Raw genomic sequence first — 24644 nt, forward strand, 5'->3', positions numbered from 1 at the left:
CCCGGCTGCAAGCAGACCGGGCTACGAAAACATTAAGTGCTATTCGGGTCATGCCTTGAAATTTGAACTCCTCTTCGTTGTGTGGGCAAAAAAATACTATTAAAAGCAAAGTAAGGTTAAATATCCGTGGATGACCACGATTAAATAAGATACACCCCTGAGATAAAATGGCCACTGGATTGATGTACCGCTGCGGATGCAAGTCTTGAATCAAGTCAGTACAGCCATAGTTAATGAGAGGAAAATTTCGATGTTACCAGATCTAGCTCCAACTAATTTAGCAATAAGCACTACAACTAATAGTGTAGCCCCTACTATTCCTGAGCCCTTCATTGTAATTTCTAACCTTATTGGACATATGCATAAAGAGTATCAATCCCGAATAATGACTGAGATCATAAACAGGAATGTCATGGCCATTGCAGAAGAATATGCTCAAAGAAAAAGCATTGAATGTGCTGAGCGGTATATAGATGCATTGGATAAGGCTTTAGTAGAGCTTAATTTTATAATGGCGGAACTGGATAGCGATTTAATTAATCAGTATATAAAACAGATTAGAGAGAAAAAAATTCAACTTGTTCTGGATATTGATAAACTAAATATAGCGTTTATGCCATCTTCTTATTTTAGGAACATATCCATTGGGAACATGAAAGACTATCTGGATAGAATTGAAATTCGCCGACGTCCTAATGTTTTTAGTATAAAAATGACTGACTCGGGATATTTCGAGTTATTTCCCCCAGAAACGTTCGAATATGAAGTTATTAATTATATGAACGAACTTATTCCTATTGAAACTAAACCTTTTTTTATGAATCTATATTTAGTGGGTTATCCTTATTTGTTAACTACCAGGCATGAACGGTTTTCTCAAGCAACAAAAGAATTTAGTATTTTCTGCACTTGTATCAAAAATCAAGAACAACCTCAAAGTGATTTAAAAACTACTATTTTTATTATTAATCATCACGGCCAAATATTCCGGTTTCCGCAAAGCCTACAGATTTTCTCAGGTATTTCCATTCAATCCAGGGAATATTTAAAAACACTATACCAGGTCAGTGATGTCCTAAAGAATTCCGCTCATCAGTATTCTGCTGAAGAATTTGCTGCGTTTAGTTTTGTTTTAAACCATGACCTGATTCCTGATGCCATGCAAGAACGGGTTGCCATGTTGCGACAAAATGTTCAACACAATCTGGAAGATAAAACAAAAGCAGAGCAGGCATTAAAAATTTATGCGGAAGAAGCTGAAGTTTTTATAGCATATTTAAGCACTTTAACTGATTACGATGATTTTTATAAAATAAAAATGCAGAGTGTTAAAGAGGAATTACGCTGTTCTTTTAAGTCATATGATGAGTACTATAGTTGCGCACTGCCTGAAGAACACTCTTTCGGCTTTTTTTCTAAAGTGCTCACGTTCTTTTCAAAGAGTTCCTTTTCATCCAGACAGGAAGTGAGTTGCAATAATCCGTCAATTACTAAAATGTAAGGATCAATGGAATGGTTTTGATTGATGTTACCAGGAAATCAATCGAGTCGTACCATAATCCTTTATTTTCTGTTTAATTATTGAGCGCACGGTGTTTTTAAATTATAATTAGGTGATTATATTAACTTCTTATGGGTGCAATGCGGCATCTATAAAGAGGTAGATTCTGCGAACACTGGAGTGAAGTTGATGAAACCTGAGCGTTTATTAGCAAAATATAGTTTATTCCAAAATGATACATCGGAAGAACAATATATAAAAATGAAAGATGCTTTTGGTCTTTTATTAAATAGAACGGCAGAACGTTGCAGAAAATATTGCCAACACAGGAGTGATCAGGAACGTTACGCAAGTGTGTGTGATGCTGCTGTCCCTGGACTAATTGCCAGGAGAGCCATGATTGATTCTTCAATAGATCGTGTGCTGCTTGAATTAGAAAAAATCGATGCACTTAACCGTGTTGATGAAAAGATTGCTGCCATTAAAGTTTATGCAAAAGGATTGGCAGAAACACCATTTAACGCATTATTTATGGTGATTTTGTCAGGGGAGCTAAAGAAACGTTGGCTTCCCATGGCAGAAGATCCAATTCCCACTGCAGAATTTAATGCATCAAATAATCTAACCATGTTTTGAACAAATCAATGGATCAGGACAGAAGCCAGTATTACTGTTCCGCTTCCTGACGGTCGCGGCTCGGTTTTCGTGCGTTCGTATATACTTCATCGTGCACCGGAAACCGAGCCGCGACCGTGAGGAAGCGGAATTTTTGTTGCGGCACAAAGCCTGATTTAGTACGTAGCCCGGTCTGCTCATTGATTTCTTTTAAAAGCCACCACCTGTTGTGAATCCTCCATCACTGCTGCCACCGCCGTTTCCGCGTGAAGTTCCACCACCCCAGTTTCTCGGGAATGGAAAGTGCCAGGTTCCCTGGCGCTGTTCAAAACCGCCACTGCCAAAACCAGGGTTTGCTTCTATTTTTCTGTAACGCTGTTCCCGTTGTATGGTGCTCCACAGGATACTTGCGCTGATCATTCCCTGAAGAAATTGGTTTAACTGCATCGCCAGTCCTTCTGAATTGATAAATTCAGAGTGAATGCTATCAAAATGTTGTTGTTTGAAGCGGTTTCGAATGTCTTGCAGCTCCCGCATCCGTTCCAGGTAGCGTTGCTGAACCCGTTTGTTATCCGTTACACTTTGCTGAATTTGTTGCGTTGTCACTTTGGTGGCATCCATTTCCTGGACCAGAAGATCGTCTTCCGTGGTGGTTGTGGCTCGGGCATAATCCTGCAAGACCTGAACAGGTTCCTGCTCAAATGTGCTGCTTAAGATCTTAATTGCCTCCTTGAAAGGGGCATCATCCCCAGAAGAAAATGCGCTTTGCTCCATTTCCAGCGCCTGTAAATGCTTTTCTGCATCTTCAATCTGATGATCGCACTGATCGAGCTTTTCCTGAGCCTGCTGCATGGATTTTTTTAATTCTGGAATGCCATCCTCCTCCGCTGCTTTTTTTTCGAGAGCAATGAGTTCAGCAAATGCCAGATCGGCTGCTGAAAGTAAGCGCTGGGCATGTTCGCTTAATCGTTTGGGTATTTCCAGCAACATGGCATAATTTGGCCGGGCTTTATCAAAATCACACAAGCGTGCTACCCATTTGTCCAGAAATCGTATGAATGGGTTGGCTTTGTATTGACTGGTTCCATAGCTACGTTGCCATAAGTACATGAATAACTGCTCATTTTCATAAGGTTTACCCTTTTGTTCACGTGCTGATTGTGCCTGTTGCATTTTGTCATCTGCATGTTTGGCAACGCGCGCCGCTGTTTCTGCTTTCTCCAACTGAGCCAGATAAGCAGGTTCGCCTTTAAGGCGGTTTTGCGTTGCTGCTTCTGCGGTGTCCAGACGTTCCGTTGCTTGTATGGTCAGGGCATGAAGTTGGGCTCGTTGTTGATGATGATCGTTCATTTGAACTTTCGTTGACTTGATTTGCTCTTGTAGCATGTGGATGGCTTTGACTCGCTCTTTCAAAATCTCATCGACACGTTGGCTGACCCTATCCAGGCCAAGCGACAATTCACCGCTTAACACGTTATCCAGGCGAATTTTTGCCATGCGTTTATAGCGTTCGGCTTGCATGGTTTGCAGCGCAACGAGTTTCTGGCTTTGTGTATTGTTCTGTTGGTCAATAGTCTGGATTTGTGAGTGAATCACGTCTATCCCTTTATCTATGGACAACAATATTTGACTGCCACTCTGCATGATCACGTTCCTTACCATGAGGTAATTGTTCCGCCGGGTGTTTGCATACGATATTCCGGTTTCAGATAACCTTTCTTTTTAATACCAAAAATATTATTTTGAATGATGCCATCGTCCTTTTTATCGGCGGCTATGCGATCAAACAATGATTGATCCACCCGTATGCCCCATTTGTTGACGGAGTAGGTCTTGCCATCTTCTTCATTCACAATAGGGAGTGTGAGCACCTGGCCTTTGGGAGTCACGGCTTCCACAATAATGTAATAATTCCTTGCCTGAGTGTTAATATTGGGAATTCGCCACACCCCACTGCGCTCTCCTTGTCGGGATACAATACGTAGTACGTATTCACTGTTCAGATCCGCCAGCAATTGTTTCATCTGTTCCAGGGCAACCGTAGCAGACTTACTGTCCTTTTTGCTCAGATCCAGCTTGCCTTGCTCAAGTAACGAGGTGGCTTCTTCCAGTGCCATAGGGACTTTCGTCTGTGTTTTGATTTGCTGATAATAAGCATCCAATTGCTGAGGCAATTCGGCGAATTTATGTTCGGCAGGTTTCACGACAAGGAAAAAGTACAGACACCACAGTAATACGATGGCTGCCAGGCCTGCCAGCCCGATTTTACCCCACTTACCCCTGCGGATATAGAGTGAAGCCAACCAGGTATTGAAGTTCTTCGCTGGCGGTGTATAAACAAACCGGCCTTCTTTTAAGGATTCAACACCTTGTTCAAGCACCTCATCCGGAACCGTGATGCCCTGTGATCTATAGATTTGTCTTAATCGTTCAATCATTAGTTTATCGCGATCTTCGGAATTCAGCTCCCTGTCGACTAACAACTGTTGATAACGCAGGGTATCAACGACATCCATCGCCAACATAATGTCATCCAGTGGAGCTTTCTCTTGAGTATCCTCGGCCATGTTTTATCCATTACTCTCTTTGCTTTGCTGCGGGAATTCAAGCGGCAATGCTTTGCCTTCATCCACCAATCGAGCCAGACGCTGCTTTCCATCTTCCACAGCCGTGCGGATCTCTTCTGCGTTTTTTGTGCTTAGGGTGCGCATTTCATTGATGATTTCAAAGGAGTGCTCTTGGTATCGGATGACGGAATCCACCAGCTTTTTGACCGCATCCACCCGAATCGTAGGACCATAACCCGCTTTCAAGGCTTCTTCTTGTACTTTCCCACCAATTTCAGCCAAATCTTCCATGCTTTTGCTAATGCCTTCTTTCATCGCATTTAAAGTTTTAGTGCTTTCATACAAGCCATGCAAACCGGTAAACGAAGCGTTGAGTGCCGTCAGAACCGTTTCATTGGTGCCAAAAAAGCTGATTGCCTGCTGATAAACCCGTTCTTTTGCATTAGTAGTTTGTAATAAGCGAGCCATAATGACTTCAGAGGAATGATAATTTATGGTTAAGTTATCGGATAAGTCTTTAGCAATTTGATAGCGACGATCATGATACTGAAAAACTCTTATTTTCTCATCACGAGCCAATTCCAGTTTCGCTCTCGCAGCCAAATCATCCCCTTTAAAATCAGCAACCGCTTTCACCGCTTTTTCAAGATCGGCCTTGGCTTTTGCCAATTCTTTTTCCGCTTTTTTTAACACGTCCAGCGCCAACACCTCTGACTCTTTCAGAGCGCCGCGAAAATCCTGATAGGCATTTAAAATGACGTGTTCCCGTTTAATTTGATCTTTCGAGTCAGCAGCAACATCAAGGTAGGTGTGTTTGATTTTTTCAAAACGCTGAGAGATATCGCCTCGTGAGACCTTCATCCAGATATTGGAAATTCGCTCCATGGTATCAATTTTACCATCATCAAGCTGCATGACCATTTTTTTCGCGTCATCACGAATACTGTTGAATGAATTGGTAATCTCTTCATAGCGCTGTCCCAGTTGCATGCCGCTGATTTGTTCTCTTACCACCTCGTTAAACAACGATGCCTGGCTAAGTGTTCGAGCAATCGCCAGAGTTTTTTCTTCATCGAGATCTGATATTTGATTGATTAAATCAACAATGGGAGCCTCATTTGATTTTTCAGGAACTAAACTAAGATCACGAAGTTGATTAAGTGCGGCATCCAGATATTTCAAGGGTTGCATGGTATTCATAGAATAAGACTCCTGTCCGTTTTCATCGCGTGTACGATGTATTTCCAATTAATAGTGAGAAAATCAAACAAAGTGATTTCAATTAAATATAGCAAAAAAATAGCCACACGCAGAAATGAGGTGGTTTAGAGTCGGGGTTAACTGCCAGATAATGATCGTAGGGTGAGTGATTTAAAATAAGTGTAGCCTTGATGCAGCGATAGCGTAATCAAGGTTTTCATGCAGCAAGGCTACAGTTTTTTATATATTTTAATCAATCTTCTTATCCATAACTCGCGTTAAGTTAATACTTATAAGGAAAAATGCATTATAATCATTATCCATAATCTACTGATCAACAGCACATGATGAACCTTCAAGAGAATGTGAGTTTAACCCACTTAAATACATTGCAACTAGAATCAACTGCATCCCATTATGTCGTGTTAAATCAAATCGAACAGTTAGAGGCAATTCGTTCAGTTCTCTCTGACTTTTCGCAGTTCTTTGTTTTAGGAGGGGGAAGTAATTTAATTGTACCCTCGGCATATCAAGGTTTAGTCATTCATAATCAATTGCGGGGCATCACGATTAATCAAATCGGGCAAGATCGAATTGTGACGGCAATGGCTGGGGAAAATTGGGATGAGTTTGTGGCTTATTGCACTGAAAATAGGGCTTTTGGGTTAGAAAATCTCAGTTTGATTCCAGGTACAGTCGGTGCTTCACCAATTCAGAATATTGGCGCATATGGGGTAGAGGTAAAAGATTTTATTGAAGAAGTTTTAGTTTATGACCTGCAAACTGCACAACTCCTCAGTCTAAGCAATGATGACTGTAAATTTACTTATAGAAACAGTGTATTAAAAAATAATTCACGTTACATTGTAATCAGCGTTAGTTTTAAATTATCTGCACAACCGAATCTTAATTTGAGTTATGGAGATGTGGCGGCAAGAATGTCTGCCATTAATGATTCTACTCCCTATGACTTACGTAAAATAATTATTGATATCCGCCAAAGTAAATTACCCAATCCGCAAGAGTTGGGAAATGCCGGTAGTTTTTTCCATAATCCTGTTTTACCAGCCAAAAAAGTTCGGGAATTGCTTATTCAATATCCAAAACTCCCTCAGTTCCCCACGCCAGATCCAGAGTACATTAAAATTTCTGCGGGTTGGCTTATTGATAATTTAGGACTTAAAGGATTGCGGCATGACAATGTAGGCGTTTATTCAAAACAAGCATTGGTATTAGTGAATTATGGGGGCGCTTGTCAATCAGAATTACTGGAATTTGCTGGGTGGATACAAGCTCAAATTAAAGAAAGCTATGATGTGCAACTTAATATCGAACCCATTGTCCTGGCTGAGGAGCGGCAATAGCCTAGTCAGTACAATGCCAAGGCTTCGAGACAGCGCTACAAAAGCATAATTATCTCTTATTGAGAACGGTCGCCCCTCTTCAGTGTTATTTTGTTGCTCGTAAGTCACCAATTCTTTTTGTAATCATGCGATGCAATAAATTCCTTTTATTTTCAGGCATATCGATTAAATAGAGACTCTGATAATGATTTACAAATCGTGCTATAAGATTATCTAATGTCGTATTTATTGCCTTTGCGCTTATTTTATAACGCTCCGCAAAATCGATAAATGTTTTTCTCTTAATGTTATCATCACGCCCATCAATTTTAAGAGCCATTTTGAAGTCACTATAAATAGCGGTGCAAATCAAATCATACAGGGGGGTTAGGGTAATAGTCCCATCTTCCAATGTGTGTAAGCTGATATTTTTCGCGTGCAAGTCACCGTTGCATATAAGATAGGAAAAGACGTACTGGCGAAGCAAATTTAAAATTTCCAGTTGAGGGGCATTCGTTATTTGCATTAAGGCATCGGCAATTTGATTAATAGAAATACGATATTTATCAGCAGGATAACGATTTAAAAATTGGCAGGCATCTTCTTGATGTAATTTTATTTGGTTATTCCTGTCAAATCTTTCTACTAATAGCCCACTGTTGTTGTCCTTATCAGTGACTATCTTAGCCTTTGCTACATCAAAACCACATTTTTTTGCGAGTAGTAAACACTGTAATTCATTTTGAATTAAATTATTTTTATCTTCCGGATTCAATTTCAAGATATAAGTTTTATCTTTTTTTGCAATATTCAAAGGGAAACTGATCATAGACGCTGAGATTTTTTCTTGGACTCCGGCTAATGATTTTGTATCCAGGATCAAGCTATCAGGAGCTATTGTTTCTTCAAAGTAAGAGTAAAAATTAACGGCATCTAATCTTGGAGGAGCATTCACGCCAGTACGCTCATGATCTTCAACGTAAATATCACCTACGCAATCAGTACCTACTGCTGCAAAAAGAGAAAATAAATCATCTTTTGACGTTTTAATCTTGCTAATTAATGCATTAAGCCGTCTTCCTTCAGGCAGCAAACCTGCAAAAAAAGGCGGCAAATTATCACCATGGATGACTATATTGGCTGAGTTTTTAGGAATGCAGTATGAAAAATAAGGTGCTTTAGTATTCTGAATAAAATGGGGATTCAGTTCAAATTCACATCCTTGATTCGTTCTTTGCAGAATTCCTGCAAATTCAGAATTTTTTAAAATAATTAACTTGTTGATGTCTTTATAATTATTCATTTGGATTCACCAAGCCTGATGAGCCTCGCTCTATCACAAGCTGTAATCCCAGAATCTGCAGGACATCTATAATCTTGCCTATTTGAGCTGTTTTTTTTCCCCGTTCAATCTGACTTACAAAATTAATACTGGTATTGGATAGTTCCGCCAACTGGGTTTGCGTGAGCCGTCTTCGCTTGCGTTCCCTTTCAATAGCTTGACCAAGAATGACGATTTGTTGATGTGGCAGGTTATTTTTCATATTCTCGTGTGAATTTATGTATGATTTATTATTTATTATAACATAAATCTTATTTTTTTCACTTGTACGGATGAAAAAATGTAGTTTTATATAAATTATAGTCATTTAAAATTTGTTATTCACTCGATCGAGTTAAAATAGCTCTTTTCCTTTTGCTACAAGGAATTCAAAAGCAAAGTTCCGCTTCCTCACGGTCGCGGCTCGGTTTTCGTGTTTTCGTATTTACTTCATCGTGCATCGAAAACCGAGCCGCGACTGTAAAGGAGCGGAATTTTTGTTGAGGCACGGAGCCTGGGGCACTGCTTTTTTATCAAGAACCAAGGGCTGATATTAAACTGTAGCCTTGATGCAGCGATAGCGTAATCAAGGTTTCCATTGTGTCCAACTTTTAGTACGAAAACCTTGATTACGCTTCGCTGCATCAAGGCTACCCTGTTAATATCATTGCGGAGCCACTGGCTTGGTTGTGTACCATTGTTCTCCGAGGATGATTTGTTGCCACCAACGGTCCATTTTTTCTTGATCCATGCCTTGCCATAAAGGGGGATTTAATACTAAAGCATCTCCCATTCGTTTCGAGAGTTCATAGGTTGCCAATCGATTGCTTAGAGTGTTTTTTTCCCATCGCTCAATTGCCTGAGACATATCATCAGAAACATTGAGTTGTGCCTGTAAATTTAATGCATCTTGTATTGCCAGTGATGCGCCACTGCCTACATGGGGGCGTAAGACAACACTTGCGTCGCCCAGTAAAAGTGCTCCTTTGGACACCAGTTTTTCAACACCGACATCCACCACTTTTTGCATAAAGGGTAGTGGGGTATCTATGATGATTTGAGCCATTACTTTAGGTAGTTTTGAATCTGCTAATTGATGTAAATGTTTTGTTGCTGTTTCTGAAAAATTGCCTGGGCTTGTATGGCCTAAATCAGCCAGGTTTTCTGCGTCTAATTTTTCATAAAATACCCAGTTTAATTTTTTAACGCCCTCATGATTGACGGGATAAGCCAGCAGGTGACCATTGTTAAAACAATAATAGGGAACGTCATTGATGAATGGAGATTTATCTTTAATCAAATCAAAATCGATTACGCCTCGCCATGCTACATAACCAGAATAAGTTAATTGAGAGCGTTCAGAAATAAGTTTTCTTCCCATAGATTGCGCACCATCGGCGAAAATTATTAAATCAAATTCCTGGGTTTCACCAGACTCAAACAGGATTTGACCAGGTTTTTCTTTCGCAAGGGTGACATCGACTATGCGACATTCATTTTTATATAGTTCATCAGGAATCCGCTTTCGTAAATTAAGAAACAGGGTATCCCAGTGAAGGCTGACAACTGATATGTCCTGATGCCATATATTGTGGCCGTAGTCAGGTTTGCTGGGTAATTGACAGTAAAAACTTCGTGCTGAGGATGAGTATGCTACTGTTTCCTTGTCAATAAGGTTTTTAGATATCAGGGTATCAAGCAATTCTTTTGAAATGGTAATGCCTGCACCGCGAGATTTTAAATTGTTTGAGCGTTCATAGACAGTAACTTCAAATTTATCTTTTAATAACAATGCTGCTGCACAACCAGCGATTGAGCCGCCTATAATAGCGATTTTCAATTTTATACCCTTTCTGTACTATTTAAAGCAGCAGATTATACGATAAATACATAGGAAATCACCTCGGCAATGATAAGATATTTAGTCCGAGGAGAATGAGATAATTTATAAGGAATGATCATGATGTTTAGCAGTAAGAAAAAAGCTTTAATCACAGCAACATTATTAATGTCAACCAATAGTGTAGTAAATGCTGTTGGCCTGGAGTTTGTATTTTTCCCCTCAATTCCAACCCGAATTGAAAATCCATTATATCGAACTATGGATGCCAAATGTACTATAGAAACTCAGGATGCCCAGAATGAATTAGTCGGTGTCATGAAAATAAAAACAGCATCAATTAACAACGTGCATTTAAATCCTGGTGAGAATGTATCGATTTTAGTGAAGAATGGCGATATAATGCACATTATTGCTGATTTTGGATCACGGATTGAAATGACTAATAATGGCGAAGGAGTTGTACGGGCAGTTTGTTCTATAGGTTGATTAATCATAGATGCATACCAGATTAAGGTGAAAAATGACTAAAATTATTAACGTGTACGTCAATGGAACGTTGGACTCAAACGAAGTACCCCAAAACGGCTCTATCAGTCTTGCTACCTTGCTTCATCATTTAACCGTCAGGAATGAGAATAGCATGTCCACTTGTATTAAAGGATGTGCGTTGGAAAGCTGGGATCCTCGTGATTTATATCTGGTCTTCAGTTTTCATTCAAGCGCCCAGGCCGCCAGAATAGTCCGACAAGTGAAACAAGAACTGAAGAACAGTGAAGAGCCAATAGTTTTAAATATTTACGGCTTTAGCAGAGGGGCTATCGTTGCATTTATGACCTGTATGGAATTGGATCAGATAGACAGGTCGCGATTAACTATTAATGTTGCAGGGTTTGATCCTGTTCCTGTTAATTATCAGAGAAGCGTCAAGGCGGATATGTTTTTTGGAACAAGAACCACTCTTTCGTCAAAAGTAGCCGATCTTGGTGCTTGTCATAATGTAGGTGAAATGCTTGTTTTGTTTACCAATCGGCCTTGCCCCAGTTTTATGGGTTTTTCCCCCATTTTGCCCATATTGCCTGATACTAGCCATTTTGAAGTGGATGTGATGCCAGGAAAACATGAGGATGCTGTCGCCTTTACTCTGGATCAGGGTAAAGTGAGTGCTGTGAATACTGAAAGTATACTTATGTTCCATCGAATTGTGGAATTTATGCAACGTTGTGGCACCGTTTTTGATTTCAGTCTGTTACGATTCGATGATAATTTGGTTGTTCCAATGGACTCTGACCACTTGCTAGGTCTATATGCTCAAACGGTGCATGATATTGCAGCACAACACGACCGCTCCATGCATTTGAACAATACGATTCACACTATTCATTCAGAAGACAGAGTATATTTGAACAGACATCACCAGACCTTGGCTGGTGTAGCACCTAATGATGATCAATGTATTTTAACAGTAGAAAGGAATCCGCAAAATAGAGTTGCTGAGCCAGAGTTTAAGGCCGCTCTATAAAAAAGGTTACAAGGAATATAATTTCGAGTAAAAATGAAATTTAAGCATAGACTTAGGATGGTGTAGCATGCTTAAAAGTTGTATCCATTTTTGCTCTTTTAAGTTACGGTTTGTAACAAATATATCAATTTGATGCAAGTTTTAGTATTAAATTGGATTACCTTTTTCATGCGGAGACATTATGCAGAGTAAACAAGAAAAGCCTATTATCGGATTTGCCAGTTCCATGTTTCAAACATCAGGACCACGTTGTGGGGATTCAAACTGGACTGAAGATGCTCGAATAGGGAATGTTCCTGATTCAACTCAAGCCCTACCTCATTGGGATAATTTTGAAGCAGATTTGGATTTGATGGCAAGAGCCGGTGCAGAAACGTACAGAATATCCATTGAGTGGAGCCATATTGAGCCGGTTCAGGGTCAATTTGATGCAGAAGTTTTGGCGCAATATGAACGACTCATTGATGCGTGTATAGCACGTGGTATTAAACCCATGCTGACGCTTTATCATTTTAATGAACCCAGTTGGTTTACAGAACTTGGCAGCTTTGAAAAACAAGCCAATATTGCTCATTTTACAGCTTATTGCAGGCATGTATTCAATGCTCTGTCTCCCAAGGTTTCTTTATGGTGCACCATCAATGAACCTGCAGTACAAGCTTATATGGGCTATTTCCTTGGTAAATTTCCCCCACATACCAAGTTAAGTTTTTCCCAAACAGCAGAGGTACTTAAGAATTTTCTCCGAGCTCATGTTGACGCTTATGAAATGCTTAAGGCACAGCCTAATGGTCAGGAGTCCCAAATTGGTATAGTCCATAATTTTTTACGTTTTAAGCCCTTATATCGGTTTGATCCAATTGCCTATGTACTTACTAATGTGTTTAATCGCATAACCAATGATTTGGTTATGGAATTCTTTGCAACCGGCCGGTTTGATTACAGACTAGGTGGCGTTCATTATCGAGACGATCGCGCCCCGAATGCTAATGATTTTATTGGTTTGAATTTTTACGCTAATCCCATTGTGGGGCCGAACAGAAAAAATATATATGGTCCAACATGCCGTGATGGCCAGGTAATGGGAGATATGTACTTACCCCTTGATGCTGATGGATTTGCAGAAGCTATTGATGAAGTCGCTCGCTTGGGTAAGCCGATTTATATTACCGAAACCGGAGTTGCTGATCAAAGTGATGTATTGCGTCAGCAGCTGCTACCACTTTATCTTGATGTGATCAAAAGAAAAATCGCTGAGGGGATTGATATACCTGGCGTTTATTTTTGGTCAGGTTGGGATAATTACGAGTGGAATGAGGGTAATACAAAGTCCTTTGGTTTCTTTGCTGCAGATAGAACTCCGCGCCCGAGTGTGGCTATATTAACGCAACTCATTAACGAGAAAAATAATCCCACAGCTCCGCAGTATGCGGCAGTAGAAGAAGATGACGTGGCTTCCTTGTTGGGTGCAAGGATCTAATTACTTTAGTTTCCCCTTTCTTGTATAGGAAGGGGAGCTCTTGTTTTTTTCTTATTTAAAAAATCAGTATTATCACAGAACAACGTCATCCTCGAAACCATATTATCTCTCGAGTCTGCGTCGTGCTGATTAGCTCAGTGCCACTGCGATCCCGGCTGCGAGCAGACCGGGCTACGCATTGTGCCATTTCGGAGCAACTTTCCTCTGAATTCACGTCGTCCTGAGCGCGTCTTTTTGCGCGAAGGATCTCCCTGATTTGGCATGGTGTGCTACTCTTAAGGGGATTGGCTCATTGCCACTGTGATCCCGGCTGCGAGCAGACCGGGCTACGCACTGTGCTATTTCGGAGTAACTTCCCTCCGAATTCACGTCGTCCTGAGCGCGTCTTTTTGCGCGAAGGATCTCCAAATATTGGCACCATGCTTCTTTTCGGGAGATCCTTCGCGCAAAAAGACGCGCTCAGGACGACGTGGTTTTATTTTGGGTAAAGAAAAACCCGTTTGCGAGCAAACGGGTTACATGTCATCACAAGGTATGCAATTAAGCGGATGGGGAGAACTCTACGGTATCTTCTTCGCTTTCAACCTTAATATTCTCTACTTGTCGTTTAAACTCTTGCTGGTAGCTTAAATTCTTTTCCAGAGAAGGGAAATACTGAGCCAGATAATAGATTATTTGTTTTAAGATGTACGTAATTAATCCATCATTGTTCTGATTAAATGCTTTACTCACCTCAGGATCGTTAAATTGGGTCTTAAAGTTCTCTAATTTTCTAGCGGCAGAGAGCTTTTCATCCACCAGAATAGCATGCAATTGTTCCATCGCCTCGCAGTTTGCTTTTGCTGAACGCACTTCTGAGGAAAGTTCAGCTTCAGGATCTGCAGGAGTTTCTTTGGCAATAATTTCTCTTAAGTGAATAATTCCATTTCTGAGTTTCTCTTCAAACAGATCAACGTATTCCTGAGCCGTTTTCTCACGGGACTGAATATACAGAATGAATGATTCAGGTAATGCTGGATCCGCTTTTGCAGCGTTAAGTTCAGCAACAATAGACGCTAATTTCACATCAGACAGATTTTGAATGTGAGAAATGGCATCATTCGTATCGACAGGTAGAGAGCCATCAAATCGTTTTACCGCAGCAATCAACTGTGCTTCAGGTATTTGGCGTTTGGCGCGAAGAGGTGATGTCTTCTCTGCGTGAACATTTTGCTTTTGCAGCTCTTTAATCATAAAGTTGACATTTTCATCTTCCCAGCTGATTCCTGATGTCAATTCAGGCTGACCTGATTCAGCATGATGAATTAACACAGTCTGTTGTGGATTATGCTGCATAGCCAACTGTTCCATTACCGTCAAACCACCACCGCGAATGATGAGGCAATTACTTCGGCTCATGAGGGCTGCAATTTCTTTATCTCCCTGATTATGCAAGGCAATGATTCTGTCTTTATACAATGGATTTACACTAAGCTCATCAATTCGTTCTTTTATAACACCATTTTGGCCGCCAAAAACGAATACTTTATCCATGCCATTGTTCAGCAATGTTTCTATATACTCAGTACTGGATATACCTGCCTGACTGCCGAGCATGATAGAGGCGATTTGTTCATTTGCTTTTATGTCATAAGATTCCGGACCCTGTTTACCAGCCAGAACGATGGAAACATCGGTAGCGTATTTTTGGCTGTTGTCTAAGGCGGGCGTCATAAAGCCAGGTCTTACCATAGGGTTGTTTTTTGTATCTAGATCATAAACAGCATCAAATTGTTCGCCACGAGGGAAGAATTGAGTGCTCATTTTCTTATTCATTCCAACGCCATATAACGTCATTTGCCTTTGTTGTTCGGGGGTTAATCGCGATAAGGTATTGAAGAAGTGGACAGCACCTGGGGTCGCCAAATCAGTCATGTATTGATGAATGGTTATTCTGGGAGCATTTATTTTTTCGGCTACAACCCATTCATTATAATTTCTGACTACATCACACAATGCAGGCAAACCCATAGCTTGTGTACTAACAAGTTCAGTATAGGGTTCTTTGTTTATTGCTGCGTCTTTTAATTTTTCCAGGAAATAGTCATAGGTAGGCTGATAATTAGCGGCATCGTTAGTATGCTGTAAATCAACCAGTTTTCGTAAATCATCTATTTTGTCGTTACGTTGTAACACATTCCAAATCGCAGCACTTTCATAACCCGCTGGATAAACATCAAGTAACATGTCAATGTATGGGCGAGGCGCTGTCTTGCTGGAAAGCCCTTTTATTTCATTTGCCAGGCTTTGTTTATCGCACAATACGGGATAAGGCGTAAAAGAAACAGCCAGCTTCAGCGCTGGTCCTACAGCAAAAAGCCCCATTGCAGTAATGGTTTTTGAAATTTGCGATCGGATTGGGGAAGGAGATTTTCTTTCATATGAAACAGGATTGTAGGAGCGCAACACAAGGGTATCTGTGGTATTTTTCTGCAGAAAATCATGTATTCCGGTTATTGCTGCATTATGTCCAGCCCCTCCGCTACACCCGATAAGTAAAGGTTTTTTTACTCCAGATTTTAAAGGGGTATTTTTATATGATAGTTTGGCGTAACCCATATTGACTCCGGATACAAAATGTTAATTCATCGTTATATGAACACAAAAAACCATTAGTGATTTAATATCGGCATAATAGCATAATTAAAGATCAAATAATAGACCTTTTTGTAAGATCATTTCTCACTACAGGCCAAAAATCAAGAGGGAAGATTCACGTCGTCCTGAGTGCGGCATGGTGCCACTATTTGGAGATCCTTCGCGCAAAAAGACGCGCTCAGGACGACGTAGATTGGGGAGTGGCCAGCGAGTGGAGCTCTATTACGGCTAAATACAGGCAAGGAAATCCCACTGAATCCTGGCACAGTTTGTAGCCCGGTCTGCTTGCAGCCGGGATCGAAGTGGCACGATCCCGGCTGCAAGCAGACCGGGCTACGTAATTCCTTGTTATTCCTCTTCTTTTTTGTCCAGCTTGTGGCCATCCAGATGCCGTTCAAAACGTTCCTGCTCTTGTTTATCCCTAAGTTTTTCTTTTTTTGTTCTGCCGAATTTAATGCGATTTTCAGAAGCCTTTTTTTCCTTTTCCAGGCGCATTTTAGCCTTTCTTTTTTTATTAAGATTAATAATTTCTACCATAGCATTCTCTATTAAATTTACTGCCTGACGAACTCGGTTTTAGTCCAGTGGTTGAGCAGAGCGTAGTGACTTTTAAAACAAAAGGGGGCGATGAGCAGGGTGGGAATGAAATAAAGAATACGTCCTAAAATTTGTGGACGCGATAACTGCTCCTGCGTTTTGGCTGCCAGTTTGAACCGCCATGCCCGCATTCCCAGCGTTTGGCCGCCAAATCGTATGGAACTGTAATAGTAAGAGAGTGCTATACCAAGCAGGCTGAGCTGGTACCAAAGGGTTGCCGGAGGGATTGCATGGCCACCATTACATAGTAAGAAGAATGCAGTCAAAACAAAAAACAAAACAATCATGATGATTGCATCATAACTTAATGCTGCCAGATATCTTATAAAAAACATAATTCCCACTTACTTTTTCTGATCGTCCTAACTATGCATTGCTTTTGAACTTTTGCTCACATAGGCAAGGCTGTCTATATATAATTTACTTAAATCATGGCCATTTACCTGATGTTGGGACACATCATCCCAATGCCCTTCTTCATAGGCTACTACCAAAGAAAGAAGTTTTCCTAATGGCCCTGTCTGGTTCATCAGGGCGTTTTTAATTTCTTCTGCCAAGGTGATTTGATTAATCAATTCAACCATAGGCTTGTTTAATAAACAATCCAGTATTGATAATAATCCGGCAGTGTAAGCACTTTGAGTGGTAATATCTGGGTTGCCTTTGGCCAATTCTTCAGCCATATGTGCTCTAATCAATCCTGATTCCAATATCTCAACAGGCTTATCAGAAATATTTTTCATGGAAAAGAGCATGATCCAGTTTTTCAGGTTGATTACCCCTAATCGTGCTACAGCCTGTTCGATAGAATCTATAGAGGTTCCGCCAGAAAATGCTACTGAATTGGCTATTCTCAATAGTTGGAAACTTAATAAAGGATCCGTTTGAATAATGGATGAAATGGTAAACAGATCGCAGTCTTCTTTTTGCAGCGTCTGGATAAGATGCAATAAATTTAATTTATTGGCTGCAATTTCAGTTTGATCATCCTCTGCAGGCTTAAAAAGGAAATCACCGCAATAATAATCCATAGTCATTGCTTTGCATTTATCAAAACTTATAGGCTGCGCAATACCATAGGCAATGACTTTGCGTTGATTGGCTTTACTGTACTGGACTACCTTGGTTACATCCGCCCGACTCATTAGCTGGTCGGTTAATCCTATATATTCAGCAAAATTTAACCAGGCTAATTGCTGAGGCGTATCAATCAATAGGGCGATTGAAAAGATTGATTCTTTTAATTCATTCAGAGAATAGGTTGATTCAATTTGCTCTGCAGGCAGCTTTAGAATAATAGGGTTCTGAATGGGCGGTTCAAATTGTTCGAGCATGGCCTTGAGGGCAAATGGAATAAACAAAGGCAATTGGGTATCCGAATTATTAATTAGTTCAAAAAGGCTGTTGGTTAATTCTTCATTTAATTTGAGATTTTGGTAAGATAGTATTTCGAAAGCGACACATTTTAATTGTTGGTTGTATATTGGCCGTTTTACTAACATACAGACCTCCTTTTGAGCATTTAATTTAATCATAGTACTGGTTTTATTAATTGGCCAGCGAAGTAGACATTTTCCTTATCGACTTAACTTTGCGGGATAAAAACAGAGTGTTATACTTGGCAGGCGTATAGTGAATTTTGGCGTAGCCCGATTGCTTGCAACTGCACTTGCTTAAGATGTTTTTGTAGCCCGGTCTGCTTGCAGCCGGGAATGGAGACTTGGTTAGAACTTTGGTTGTGTAACGAGCATCAGTTCCCGGTTGCAAGCAACCGGGCTACACGAAACTCATCAAAATGGATTGTGATGAAGTAGCTTGCGCGCGTTGTCTCTGGGACTCAGCTGTATTTAAAACATTTTCTTATGAGGAAGAAACTAATAGTGAACAAGAAAAGACCGGTTAATCTTGATTTAAGTAGTTTGAAATTTCCTCCTATGGCTATTGCGTCAATACTACATAGGATTTCAGGAGTTCTTTTATTTGTATTGTTACCCTTTATGTTATTTATCTTAAGCCAATCCCTGCAGTCTGCAGAAGCGTTTACACAAATGAAAATAATGATTGATAACCCTTTTTACAAACTGATTTTATGGGCGTTTAGCGCAGCACTGGCTTATCATGTGTTGGCTGGAATCAGGCATCTTCTCATGGATATGGGTTTTGGTGAGCATCTTGACACAGGTCGGCATACTGCCATTCTGGTTATAGTTCTTGCTGTTATTTCGACTATTTTTCTAGGAATCTGGATATGGTAACTAATGTCACGAGTTTAACGGGTAACGGATTAAAGGATTGGCTGATTCAGCGTGTTACTGCAGTCTATTTTGCAGTGTACTCCATCTTTCTCCTTGTTTTTTTAATAGCACACCCGGATTTGGGTTTTGAACAATGGCAGGCTTTATTTGCCAATATGCTGTTTCAGATTGCGACTGCTATCGCTTTACTGGCTCTTACATTACATGCCTGGATAGGTATCTGGACAGTAACTACCGACTACATGAAATGCACTGTAATACGATTATCAGTACAATTACTAGTCGCTTTATGGCTCCTTAGTCAGTTTATCTGGGGCTTAATGATCGTTTGGGGACAATGAGTATGGCAATTGCACGTAACACCTTTGATGCAGTAATTATTGGCGCTGGCGGCGCCGGAATGCGTGCCGCACTGCAGATGGCAAATTCGGGATTAAAAGTAGCCTTGCTATCCAAAGTATTCCCAACACGCTCGCATACTGTTTCCGCTCAGGGCGGGATTACCGCTGCTTTAGGAAATTCTGATGTTGATGATTGGCGCTGGCACATGTACGACACTGTAAAAGGTGCTGATTACATCGGTGATCAGGATTGTATCGAGTATCTGTGTAAAACAGGCCCCGAAGCAGTTTATGAGCTGGAGCATATGGGGTTACCTTTTTCACGTATGGATAATGGTAAAATCTATCAACGCCAGTTTGGCGGCCAATCCAAGAATTTTGGTGGCGAACAGGCAGCGCGAACCTGTGCTGCAGCTGACAGAACCGGTCATGCACTGCTACATACTTTGTACCAACAAAACGTGAAAGCAAAAACCCACGTATTCAGTGAATGGTATGCCCTTGATTTTGTTAAAGATTCTCGTGGCCAGATTTGTGGTGTTACTGCCATGAATATAGAATCCGGAGAAGTGGTCTTTTTCCAGACACGTGTATGTATTCTTGCAACAGGTGGTGCTGGACGAATCTATCAATCCACAACCAATGCCTTCATTAATACCGGGGACGGTTTTGGAATGGCTTTAAGAGCCGGGATTCCCTTGCAGGACATGGAAATGTGGCAATTTCACCCTACCGGAATCGCAGGCGCTGGAACTTTGGTTACTGAAGGATGCCGCGGTGAAGGTGGTTATTTAATCAATAAAGACGGTGAGCGCTTTATGGAGCGTTATGCTCCAAGAGTAAAAGATTTGGCGTCACGAGACGTTGTTGCCCGTTCCATGGCTTTGGAAATCAGGGCCGGTAAAGGCTTTGATCCTCAGGGGGTCGATCACGTGAAGCTGAAGCTGGATCATTTGGGTGCTGATCTTATCATGTCACGTCTGCCTGGAATACGTGAACTTTCTATGAAATTCGCGGGTGTCGATCCCATTATAGAACCAATTCCGGTTGTTCCTACCTGCCATTACAGTATGGGAGGCATTCCTACTAACATGTATGGCCAGGTTATTAATAAAACCAATGGCGAAGAACAGCTGGTAGAAGGCTTGTATGCCGTAGGTGAGTGTGCCTGTGTCTCGGTTCATGGCGCTAATCGCCTGGGCGGAAACTCACTGTTGGATCTGGTGGTCTTTGGCCGCGCTGCTGGCTTGCATGTTGAAGAATTATGGCAGTCAAACCAAATGCCTGAGCTGGCATACATCAGCGATGAGGACATCGCAGCTTCCATGGCTCGTTACACGCGTTGGGAAGAGTCCAAAGACGGTGAAAGCCCGGCAGTAATTCGTGATGCCATGCAGAGAGTGATGCAGGAAGATTTCGGCGTATTCCGTACTGGTGAGGTGATGGAATCTGGTTTGAAACGTCTGCAGGAACTGCGTGAGCGTTTGGCTCATGCAAAGTTGGAAGATAAAAGCCATATATTCAATACAGAGCGTGTTTCCGCTCTGGAACTGGATAACCTGATGGCTACAGCTTATGCAACTGCCAAGTCCGCTATCGCCCGTACTGAAAGCCGTGGTGCGCACAGCCGGGAAGATTATCCAGACAGAGATGATGCGAACTGGATAAAACATACTTTGTATTTTGAGGAAGGTGAAGTCATTGACTATCGTCCAGTGAACACATCACCTAAATATATCGAGCCATTTGAGCCGAAAGTACGCGTTTACTAAAGAGGATACATAATGACAGATAGTAAAAAAATAACCCTGTCGATTTATCGCTATAATCCTGAGGTGGATGCCAAACCTTACATGAAAGATTATGAGATAGAGATACCGGCTAAAAGTGATCCTATGGTGCTCACTTTACTTGAACGTTTGAAAGCAGAACAAGATCCGACTATAACCTATAGACGATCTTGCCGCGAGGGCGTTTGCGGTTCTGATGGTATGAACATCAATGGAACCAATGGGTTGGCATGTATTACCCATTTAACCCAGTTAAATACGGATAAAATAGTTCTGCGCCCTCTGCCCGGATTTCCCGTAATCCGTGATTTGGCTGTGGATATGAGTCAGTTTTATCACCAATACGAGAAGGTCGAGCCCTATTTACAGAATGATGAAGTAGCTCCGGCTCAGGAACGTTTACAAAGTCCTGAAGAGCGCGCGCAGCTTGATGGCCTCTATGAGTGTATTTTATGCGCTTGCTGCACCAGCTCTTGTCCATCGTTCTGGTGGAATCCGGAAAAATTTATTGGTCCTGCCGGACTGTTACAGGCAAGACGATTTTTGGCAGACAGCCGTGATACGGCAACCGAACACCGTTTGGATAAATTACAGGATCCGTTCAGTGTATTCCGATGCCGAACCATCATGAATTGCACGAATGTATGCCCGAAGGGACTCAATCCAACGCAAGCGATTGCAAAAATCAGAACACAAATGTTGTCGCAGGAAACTTGATAAATCATCAAGATGCGCTAAATGTTATAGACGGGCGTTTTAATGAAACAGTTTTCATCTAAGCGTCCGAGAGAAAACCCTTTGGAGAGAAAAATGAGCAGTTCCAATCTGCAAAATGAATGGGCTTCTTCCTATTTATCAGGTGGAAGTATGGCGTATGTTGATAGTCTTTATGAGGATTATCTCGCTGATCCGGATTCGGTTTCTGCCGGTTGGAAAGCTGTATTTAGTGCTCTGCCCAAGGTGAATGGAACAGCCACTGAACTGTCCCATAAGGCAATTCGTGAGCATTTTTTACAAAATGCAGGAAAGAAAGCACCTCAGATCGTTCAATCTGCTGACAGCCAACAATATCAGGTTGCCAGTCTGATTAATGACTTCAGAGCCATGGGGCATTTAGCGGCTCATCTTGATCCACTGGATATGACCCCGCGTCCTCAGGTATCTCGTCTGGAACTGGCTTATCATCAACTGGATAAAACTGACCCCAAACACAGCTTTTTTGCAGGCACCAGTTTTAATGGTCCAGAAATGCCTTTGGGTGAAATACACAAAGCACTGCGCGACACCTATTGCCGCAGTATTGGTATCGAATACATGCACATTTCCAGTGCCGAAGAAATTGAATGGCTGCAATATCGAATGGAGTCTGTTCGTGGACGCCCTGAATTCAGCTCAGAAAAAAAACTGGCTATTTTGAAAGATTTAATTGCGGCTGATGGTCTGGAGCGTTATTTAGGTACTCGCTATGTAGGACAAAAACGATTTTCCCTGGAAGGTGGCGATTCTCTGATTCCTATGATGAAAGAGATCATCAATCATGCCGGAAGTGACGGCGTTAAGGAAATCGTTATCGGTATGGCTCATAGAGGCCGTTTGAACGTGCTGGTTAACGTTTTGGGTAAAGAGCCTGGACAATTATTCCAGGAATTTGAAGGCAAAGTTAAATACGAACGTACTGGTGACGTAAAATATCATTTGGGCTTTTCATCAGATGTGAGAACGGAATCAGGTTCTATAGTACACCTGGCACTTGCATTTAACCCCTCCCATCTGGAAATTATTGGTCCAGTGGTTGAGGGTTCTGTCCGTTCCAGATTGGGTCGCCGCCATGATTTGGTCAAGAAAGACACCGTTGTTCCTGTTGTGATTCACGGCGATGCCGCCTTTGCAGGCCAGGGCGTTGTGATGGAAACCTTTAACTTTTCTCAGGCACGTGGTTACTCAACGGGTGGTACGATTCATATTGTTATTAACAACCAAATTGGTTTTACAACCAGCAATCCTTTAGATGCACGCTCAACCTTATATTGTACTGATGTTGCTAAAATGGTTCAGGCTCCAATTCTTCATGTTAATGGTGATGATCCTGAAGCGGTAGTGTTTGCAACACAAATAGCTTTTGATTACCGCATGAAATTCAAGCGCGACGTAGTGATCGATTTGGTTTGCTACAGACGAAATGGCCATAATGAGGCGGATGAACCTGCAGTAACCCAACCGGAAATGTACAAAAAAATTAAGTCCATGCGCTCACTGCGTGAGATTTACGCGGATCAACTGATCGCTGCGAATTTGCTGACAAAAAACAATTTTGATGTCATGGTTGAGGCATATCGTGACGGCCTGGATCAAGGAAAAGCAGTAGTTGAAGTAGTGCATGAAAACTATGATGGCAAATACTCCATTGACTGGTCTCCGTACATGACTGCCAAGTGGACAGATAAAGCCGTTACAACAATAACCAAAGCTGAATTACAAAAGCTAACAAAACAATTAAATCAATTACCTGACGGATTCGAATTGCATCCTGTTGTACAGCGTCTACTTAATGAACGCGATAAAATGACTGCCGGCGAAATCCCAATGAACTGGGGGTACGCTGAGACTATGGCTTATGCCAGTTTGCTGGAAGAAGGTTATGGGGTCAGATTATCAGGTCAAGATTGCGGCCGCGGTACTTTTGCTCACAGACATGCTGCTTTGCACGATACGGAAACGGGTGAGACTTTTGTTCCTTTAGAACATATTTCTACTAATCCGGTTAGATCTTTTAGTGTAATTGATTCTGTATTGTCTGAAGAGGCGGTGTTGGCATTTGAATATGGTTTCGCATCATCTGAACCTTCTTTCCTGGTGATTTGGGAAGCGCAATTTGGTGATTTTGCTAATGGTGCTCAGGTAGTTATTGACCAATTCATTAGTTCAGGTGAACAAAAATGGGGACGTCTCTGTGGTTTGGTCATGTTGTTGCCTCATGGATACGAAGGACAAGGCCCGGAACATTCTTCTGCCCGTTTAGAGCGTTACATGCAGCTTTGTGCCCAGCATAATATACAAGTATGTACCCCTACGACTCCGGCACAGATTTTCCATTTATTAAGAAGACAGGTTATTCGTAACTTCAGAAAACCCTTGATTGTAATGACGCCAAAAAGCCTGTTAAGACATAAACTGGCAGTTTCACCTCTGGAAGATTTAACAAAAGGCAAATTTCATACGGTAATTCCTGAAATTGATGATTTAGAGGCACAAAAAGTAACAAAAGTAGTTTTATGTTGTGGCAAGGTCTATTATGATCTGCTACAAATGCGTCGTGATCAGAAACTGAATCATGTTGCTATAGTGCGTATTGAACAATTGTATCCATTCCCCAAGAAGGCCTTAATGGCTGAACTGGCCAAATACCCGCAAGCGAAGACGGTCGTATGGTGCCAGGAAGAACCACAAAATCAAGGGGTTTGGTACTCATCTCAGCATAATATGAAAGATTGTCTGAATGCAGAACAAACTTTGTCTTATGCCGGTAGAGAATCTGCAGCAGCACCAGCGGTGGGAAGTCCTGCTTTGCACGCGCAGCAGCAGAATGCTTTAGTTGAACAAGCCTTACTAGGAAAATAAGTTTAAACAATAAGGGC

21 protein-coding genes are annotated in these 24644 nt (G+C 41.4%); 11 read left to right on the forward strand and 10 right to left on the reverse strand.

The annotated features are described in order from the left end of the window. The first annotated feature begins 250 nt into the window (after positions 1-250). Both B094_RS0101610 and B094_RS0101615 read left to right on the forward strand, forming a co-directional pair. Positions 251-1501: a hypothetical protein gene (locus tag B094_RS0101610; protein ID WP_018576040.1), complete on the forward strand. Its 1251-nt coding sequence runs from the start codon at positions 251-253 to the stop codon at positions 1499-1501. A 189-nt stretch (positions 1502-1690) separates the two neighbouring features. After that, entirely contained in the window at positions 1691-2137 is a 447-nt protein-coding gene (locus tag B094_RS0101615; protein WP_018576041.1) for a hypothetical protein, read from the forward strand. A 189-nt stretch (positions 2138-2326) separates the two neighbouring features. Here the strand turns inward: B094_RS0101615 and B094_RS0101620 are convergent, their stop codons facing one another. Genes B094_RS0101620 through B094_RS0101630 form a run of 3 tightly spaced genes read right to left on the reverse strand, consistent with a single transcriptional unit; the run spans position 2327 to position 5883 of the window. Continuing rightward, positions 2327-3760, reverse strand: a complete 1434-nt coding sequence (locus B094_RS0101620; protein WP_018576042.1) for a synaptonemal complex protein 1 — start codon at positions 3758-3760, stop codon at positions 2327-2329. 11 nt (positions 3761-3771) lie between these two features. After that, a complete protein-coding gene (locus B094_RS0101625; protein ID WP_018576043.1) occupies positions 3772-4683 on the reverse strand; it encodes a DUF6384 family protein in 912 nt (303 codons plus the stop codon). 3 nt (positions 4684-4686) lie between these two features. Further along, a complete protein-coding gene (locus B094_RS0101630; RefSeq protein ID WP_018576044.1) occupies positions 4687-5883 on the reverse strand; it encodes a hypothetical protein in 1197 nt (398 codons plus the stop codon). Positions 5884-6227: 344 nt separating this feature from the next. Between B094_RS0101630 and murB the strand changes: the two genes are divergently transcribed. Continuing rightward, the gene (gene murB / locus B094_RS0101635) at positions 6228-7247 is read left to right on the forward strand and encodes a UDP-N-acetylmuramate dehydrogenase (RefSeq protein WP_018576045.1); all 1020 of its coding nucleotides are present in this window, start codon (positions 6228-6230) and stop codon (positions 7245-7247) included. 85 nt (positions 7248-7332) lie between these two features. Here the strand turns inward: murB and B094_RS15500 are convergent, their stop codons facing one another. From B094_RS15500 to B094_RS0101650, 3 genes are all read right to left on the reverse strand, one after another. Continuing rightward, positions 7333-8529, reverse strand: a complete 1197-nt coding sequence (locus tag B094_RS15500) for a type II toxin-antitoxin system HipA family toxin (RefSeq protein WP_018576046.1) — start codon at positions 8527-8529, stop codon at positions 7333-7335. Further along, the gene (locus B094_RS0101645) at positions 8522-8770 is read right to left on the reverse strand and encodes a helix-turn-helix domain-containing protein (RefSeq protein WP_051078189.1); all 249 of its coding nucleotides are present in this window, start codon (positions 8768-8770) and stop codon (positions 8522-8524) included. Before B094_RS0101645 ends, B094_RS15500 begins: the two co-directional genes overlap by 8 nt. A gap of 441 nt (positions 8771-9211) precedes the next feature. After that, positions 9212-10387: an FAD binding domain-containing protein gene (locus B094_RS0101650; protein WP_018576048.1), complete on the reverse strand. Its 1176-nt coding sequence runs from the start codon at positions 10385-10387 to the stop codon at positions 9212-9214. A gap of 120 nt (positions 10388-10507) precedes the next feature. Between B094_RS0101650 and B094_RS0101655 the strand changes: the two genes are divergently transcribed. The 3 genes from B094_RS0101655 (at position 10508) to B094_RS0101665 (ending at position 13389) form a co-directional block, all read left to right on the forward strand. After that, entirely contained in the window at positions 10508-10876 is a 369-nt protein-coding gene (locus B094_RS0101655) for a hypothetical protein (protein ID WP_018576049.1), read from the forward strand. Between the two features lie 34 nt (positions 10877-10910). After that, positions 10911-11909 carry a hypothetical protein gene (locus B094_RS0101660; RefSeq protein WP_155823475.1) on the forward strand — a complete coding sequence of 333 codons (999 nt, stop codon included), beginning with the start codon at positions 10911-10913 and terminating at the stop codon, positions 11907-11909. A 181-nt stretch (positions 11910-12090) separates the two neighbouring features. Continuing rightward, on the forward strand, positions 12091-13389 hold the full coding sequence (locus tag B094_RS0101665; protein WP_018576051.1) for a family 1 glycosylhydrolase: 1299 nt from the start codon (positions 12091-12093) through the stop codon (positions 13387-13389). 540 nt (positions 13390-13929) lie between these two features. Here the strand turns inward: B094_RS0101665 and B094_RS0101670 are convergent. The 4 genes from B094_RS0101670 to B094_RS0101685 form a co-directional block, all read right to left on the reverse strand. Further along, on the reverse strand, positions 13930-15987 hold the full coding sequence (locus B094_RS0101670; RefSeq protein ID WP_018576052.1) for a hypothetical protein: 2058 nt from the start codon (positions 15985-15987) through the stop codon (positions 13930-13932). A gap of 387 nt (positions 15988-16374) precedes the next feature. Continuing rightward, positions 16375-16563, reverse strand: coding sequence for a DUF4169 family protein (locus B094_RS0101675; protein ID WP_018576053.1), 189 nt, complete (start codon positions 16561-16563; stop codon positions 16375-16377). A gap of 17 nt (positions 16564-16580) precedes the next feature. Further along, on the reverse strand, positions 16581-16958 hold the full coding sequence (locus tag B094_RS0101680) for an RDD family protein (protein WP_018576054.1): 378 nt from the start codon (positions 16956-16958) through the stop codon (positions 16581-16583). A gap of 27 nt (positions 16959-16985) precedes the next feature. Continuing rightward, complete coding sequence (locus B094_RS0101685; protein WP_018576055.1) at positions 16986-18125, reverse strand: EAL and HDOD domain-containing protein; 1140 nt, start codon at positions 18123-18125, stop codon at positions 16986-16988. Between the two features lie 378 nt (positions 18126-18503). Between B094_RS0101685 and sdhC the strand changes: the two genes are divergently transcribed. The 5 genes from sdhC (at position 18504) to B094_RS0101710 (ending at position 24627) form a co-directional block, all read left to right on the forward strand. Next, a complete protein-coding gene (gene sdhC, locus B094_RS0101690) occupies positions 18504-18878 on the forward strand; it encodes a succinate dehydrogenase, cytochrome b556 subunit (RefSeq protein WP_026253833.1) in 375 nt (124 codons plus the stop codon). Then, the gene (gene sdhD / locus B094_RS0101695; RefSeq protein WP_018576057.1) at positions 18872-19219 is read left to right on the forward strand and encodes a succinate dehydrogenase, hydrophobic membrane anchor protein; all 348 of its coding nucleotides are present in this window, start codon (positions 18872-18874) and stop codon (positions 19217-19219) included. Before sdhC ends, sdhD begins: the two co-directional genes overlap by 7 nt. Positions 19220-19221: 2 nt before the next feature. Beyond that, the gene (gene sdhA, locus B094_RS0101700; RefSeq protein WP_026253834.1) at positions 19222-20991 is read left to right on the forward strand and encodes a succinate dehydrogenase flavoprotein subunit; all 1770 of its coding nucleotides are present in this window, start codon (positions 19222-19224) and stop codon (positions 20989-20991) included. A gap of 12 nt (positions 20992-21003) precedes the next feature. Next, entirely contained in the window at positions 21004-21726 is a 723-nt protein-coding gene (locus B094_RS0101705) for a succinate dehydrogenase iron-sulfur subunit (protein WP_018576059.1), read from the forward strand. A 93-nt stretch (positions 21727-21819) separates the two neighbouring features. After that, a complete protein-coding gene (locus B094_RS0101710) occupies positions 21820-24627 on the forward strand; it encodes a 2-oxoglutarate dehydrogenase E1 component (RefSeq protein WP_018576060.1) in 2808 nt (935 codons plus the stop codon). Positions 24628-24644 lie beyond the last annotated feature (17 nt).

The sequence above is a fragment of the Legionella shakespearei DSM 23087 genome (genome assembly GCF_000373765.1).
Taxonomy (GTDB): Bacteria; Pseudomonadota; Gammaproteobacteria; order Legionellales; family Legionellaceae; genus Legionella; species Legionella shakespearei.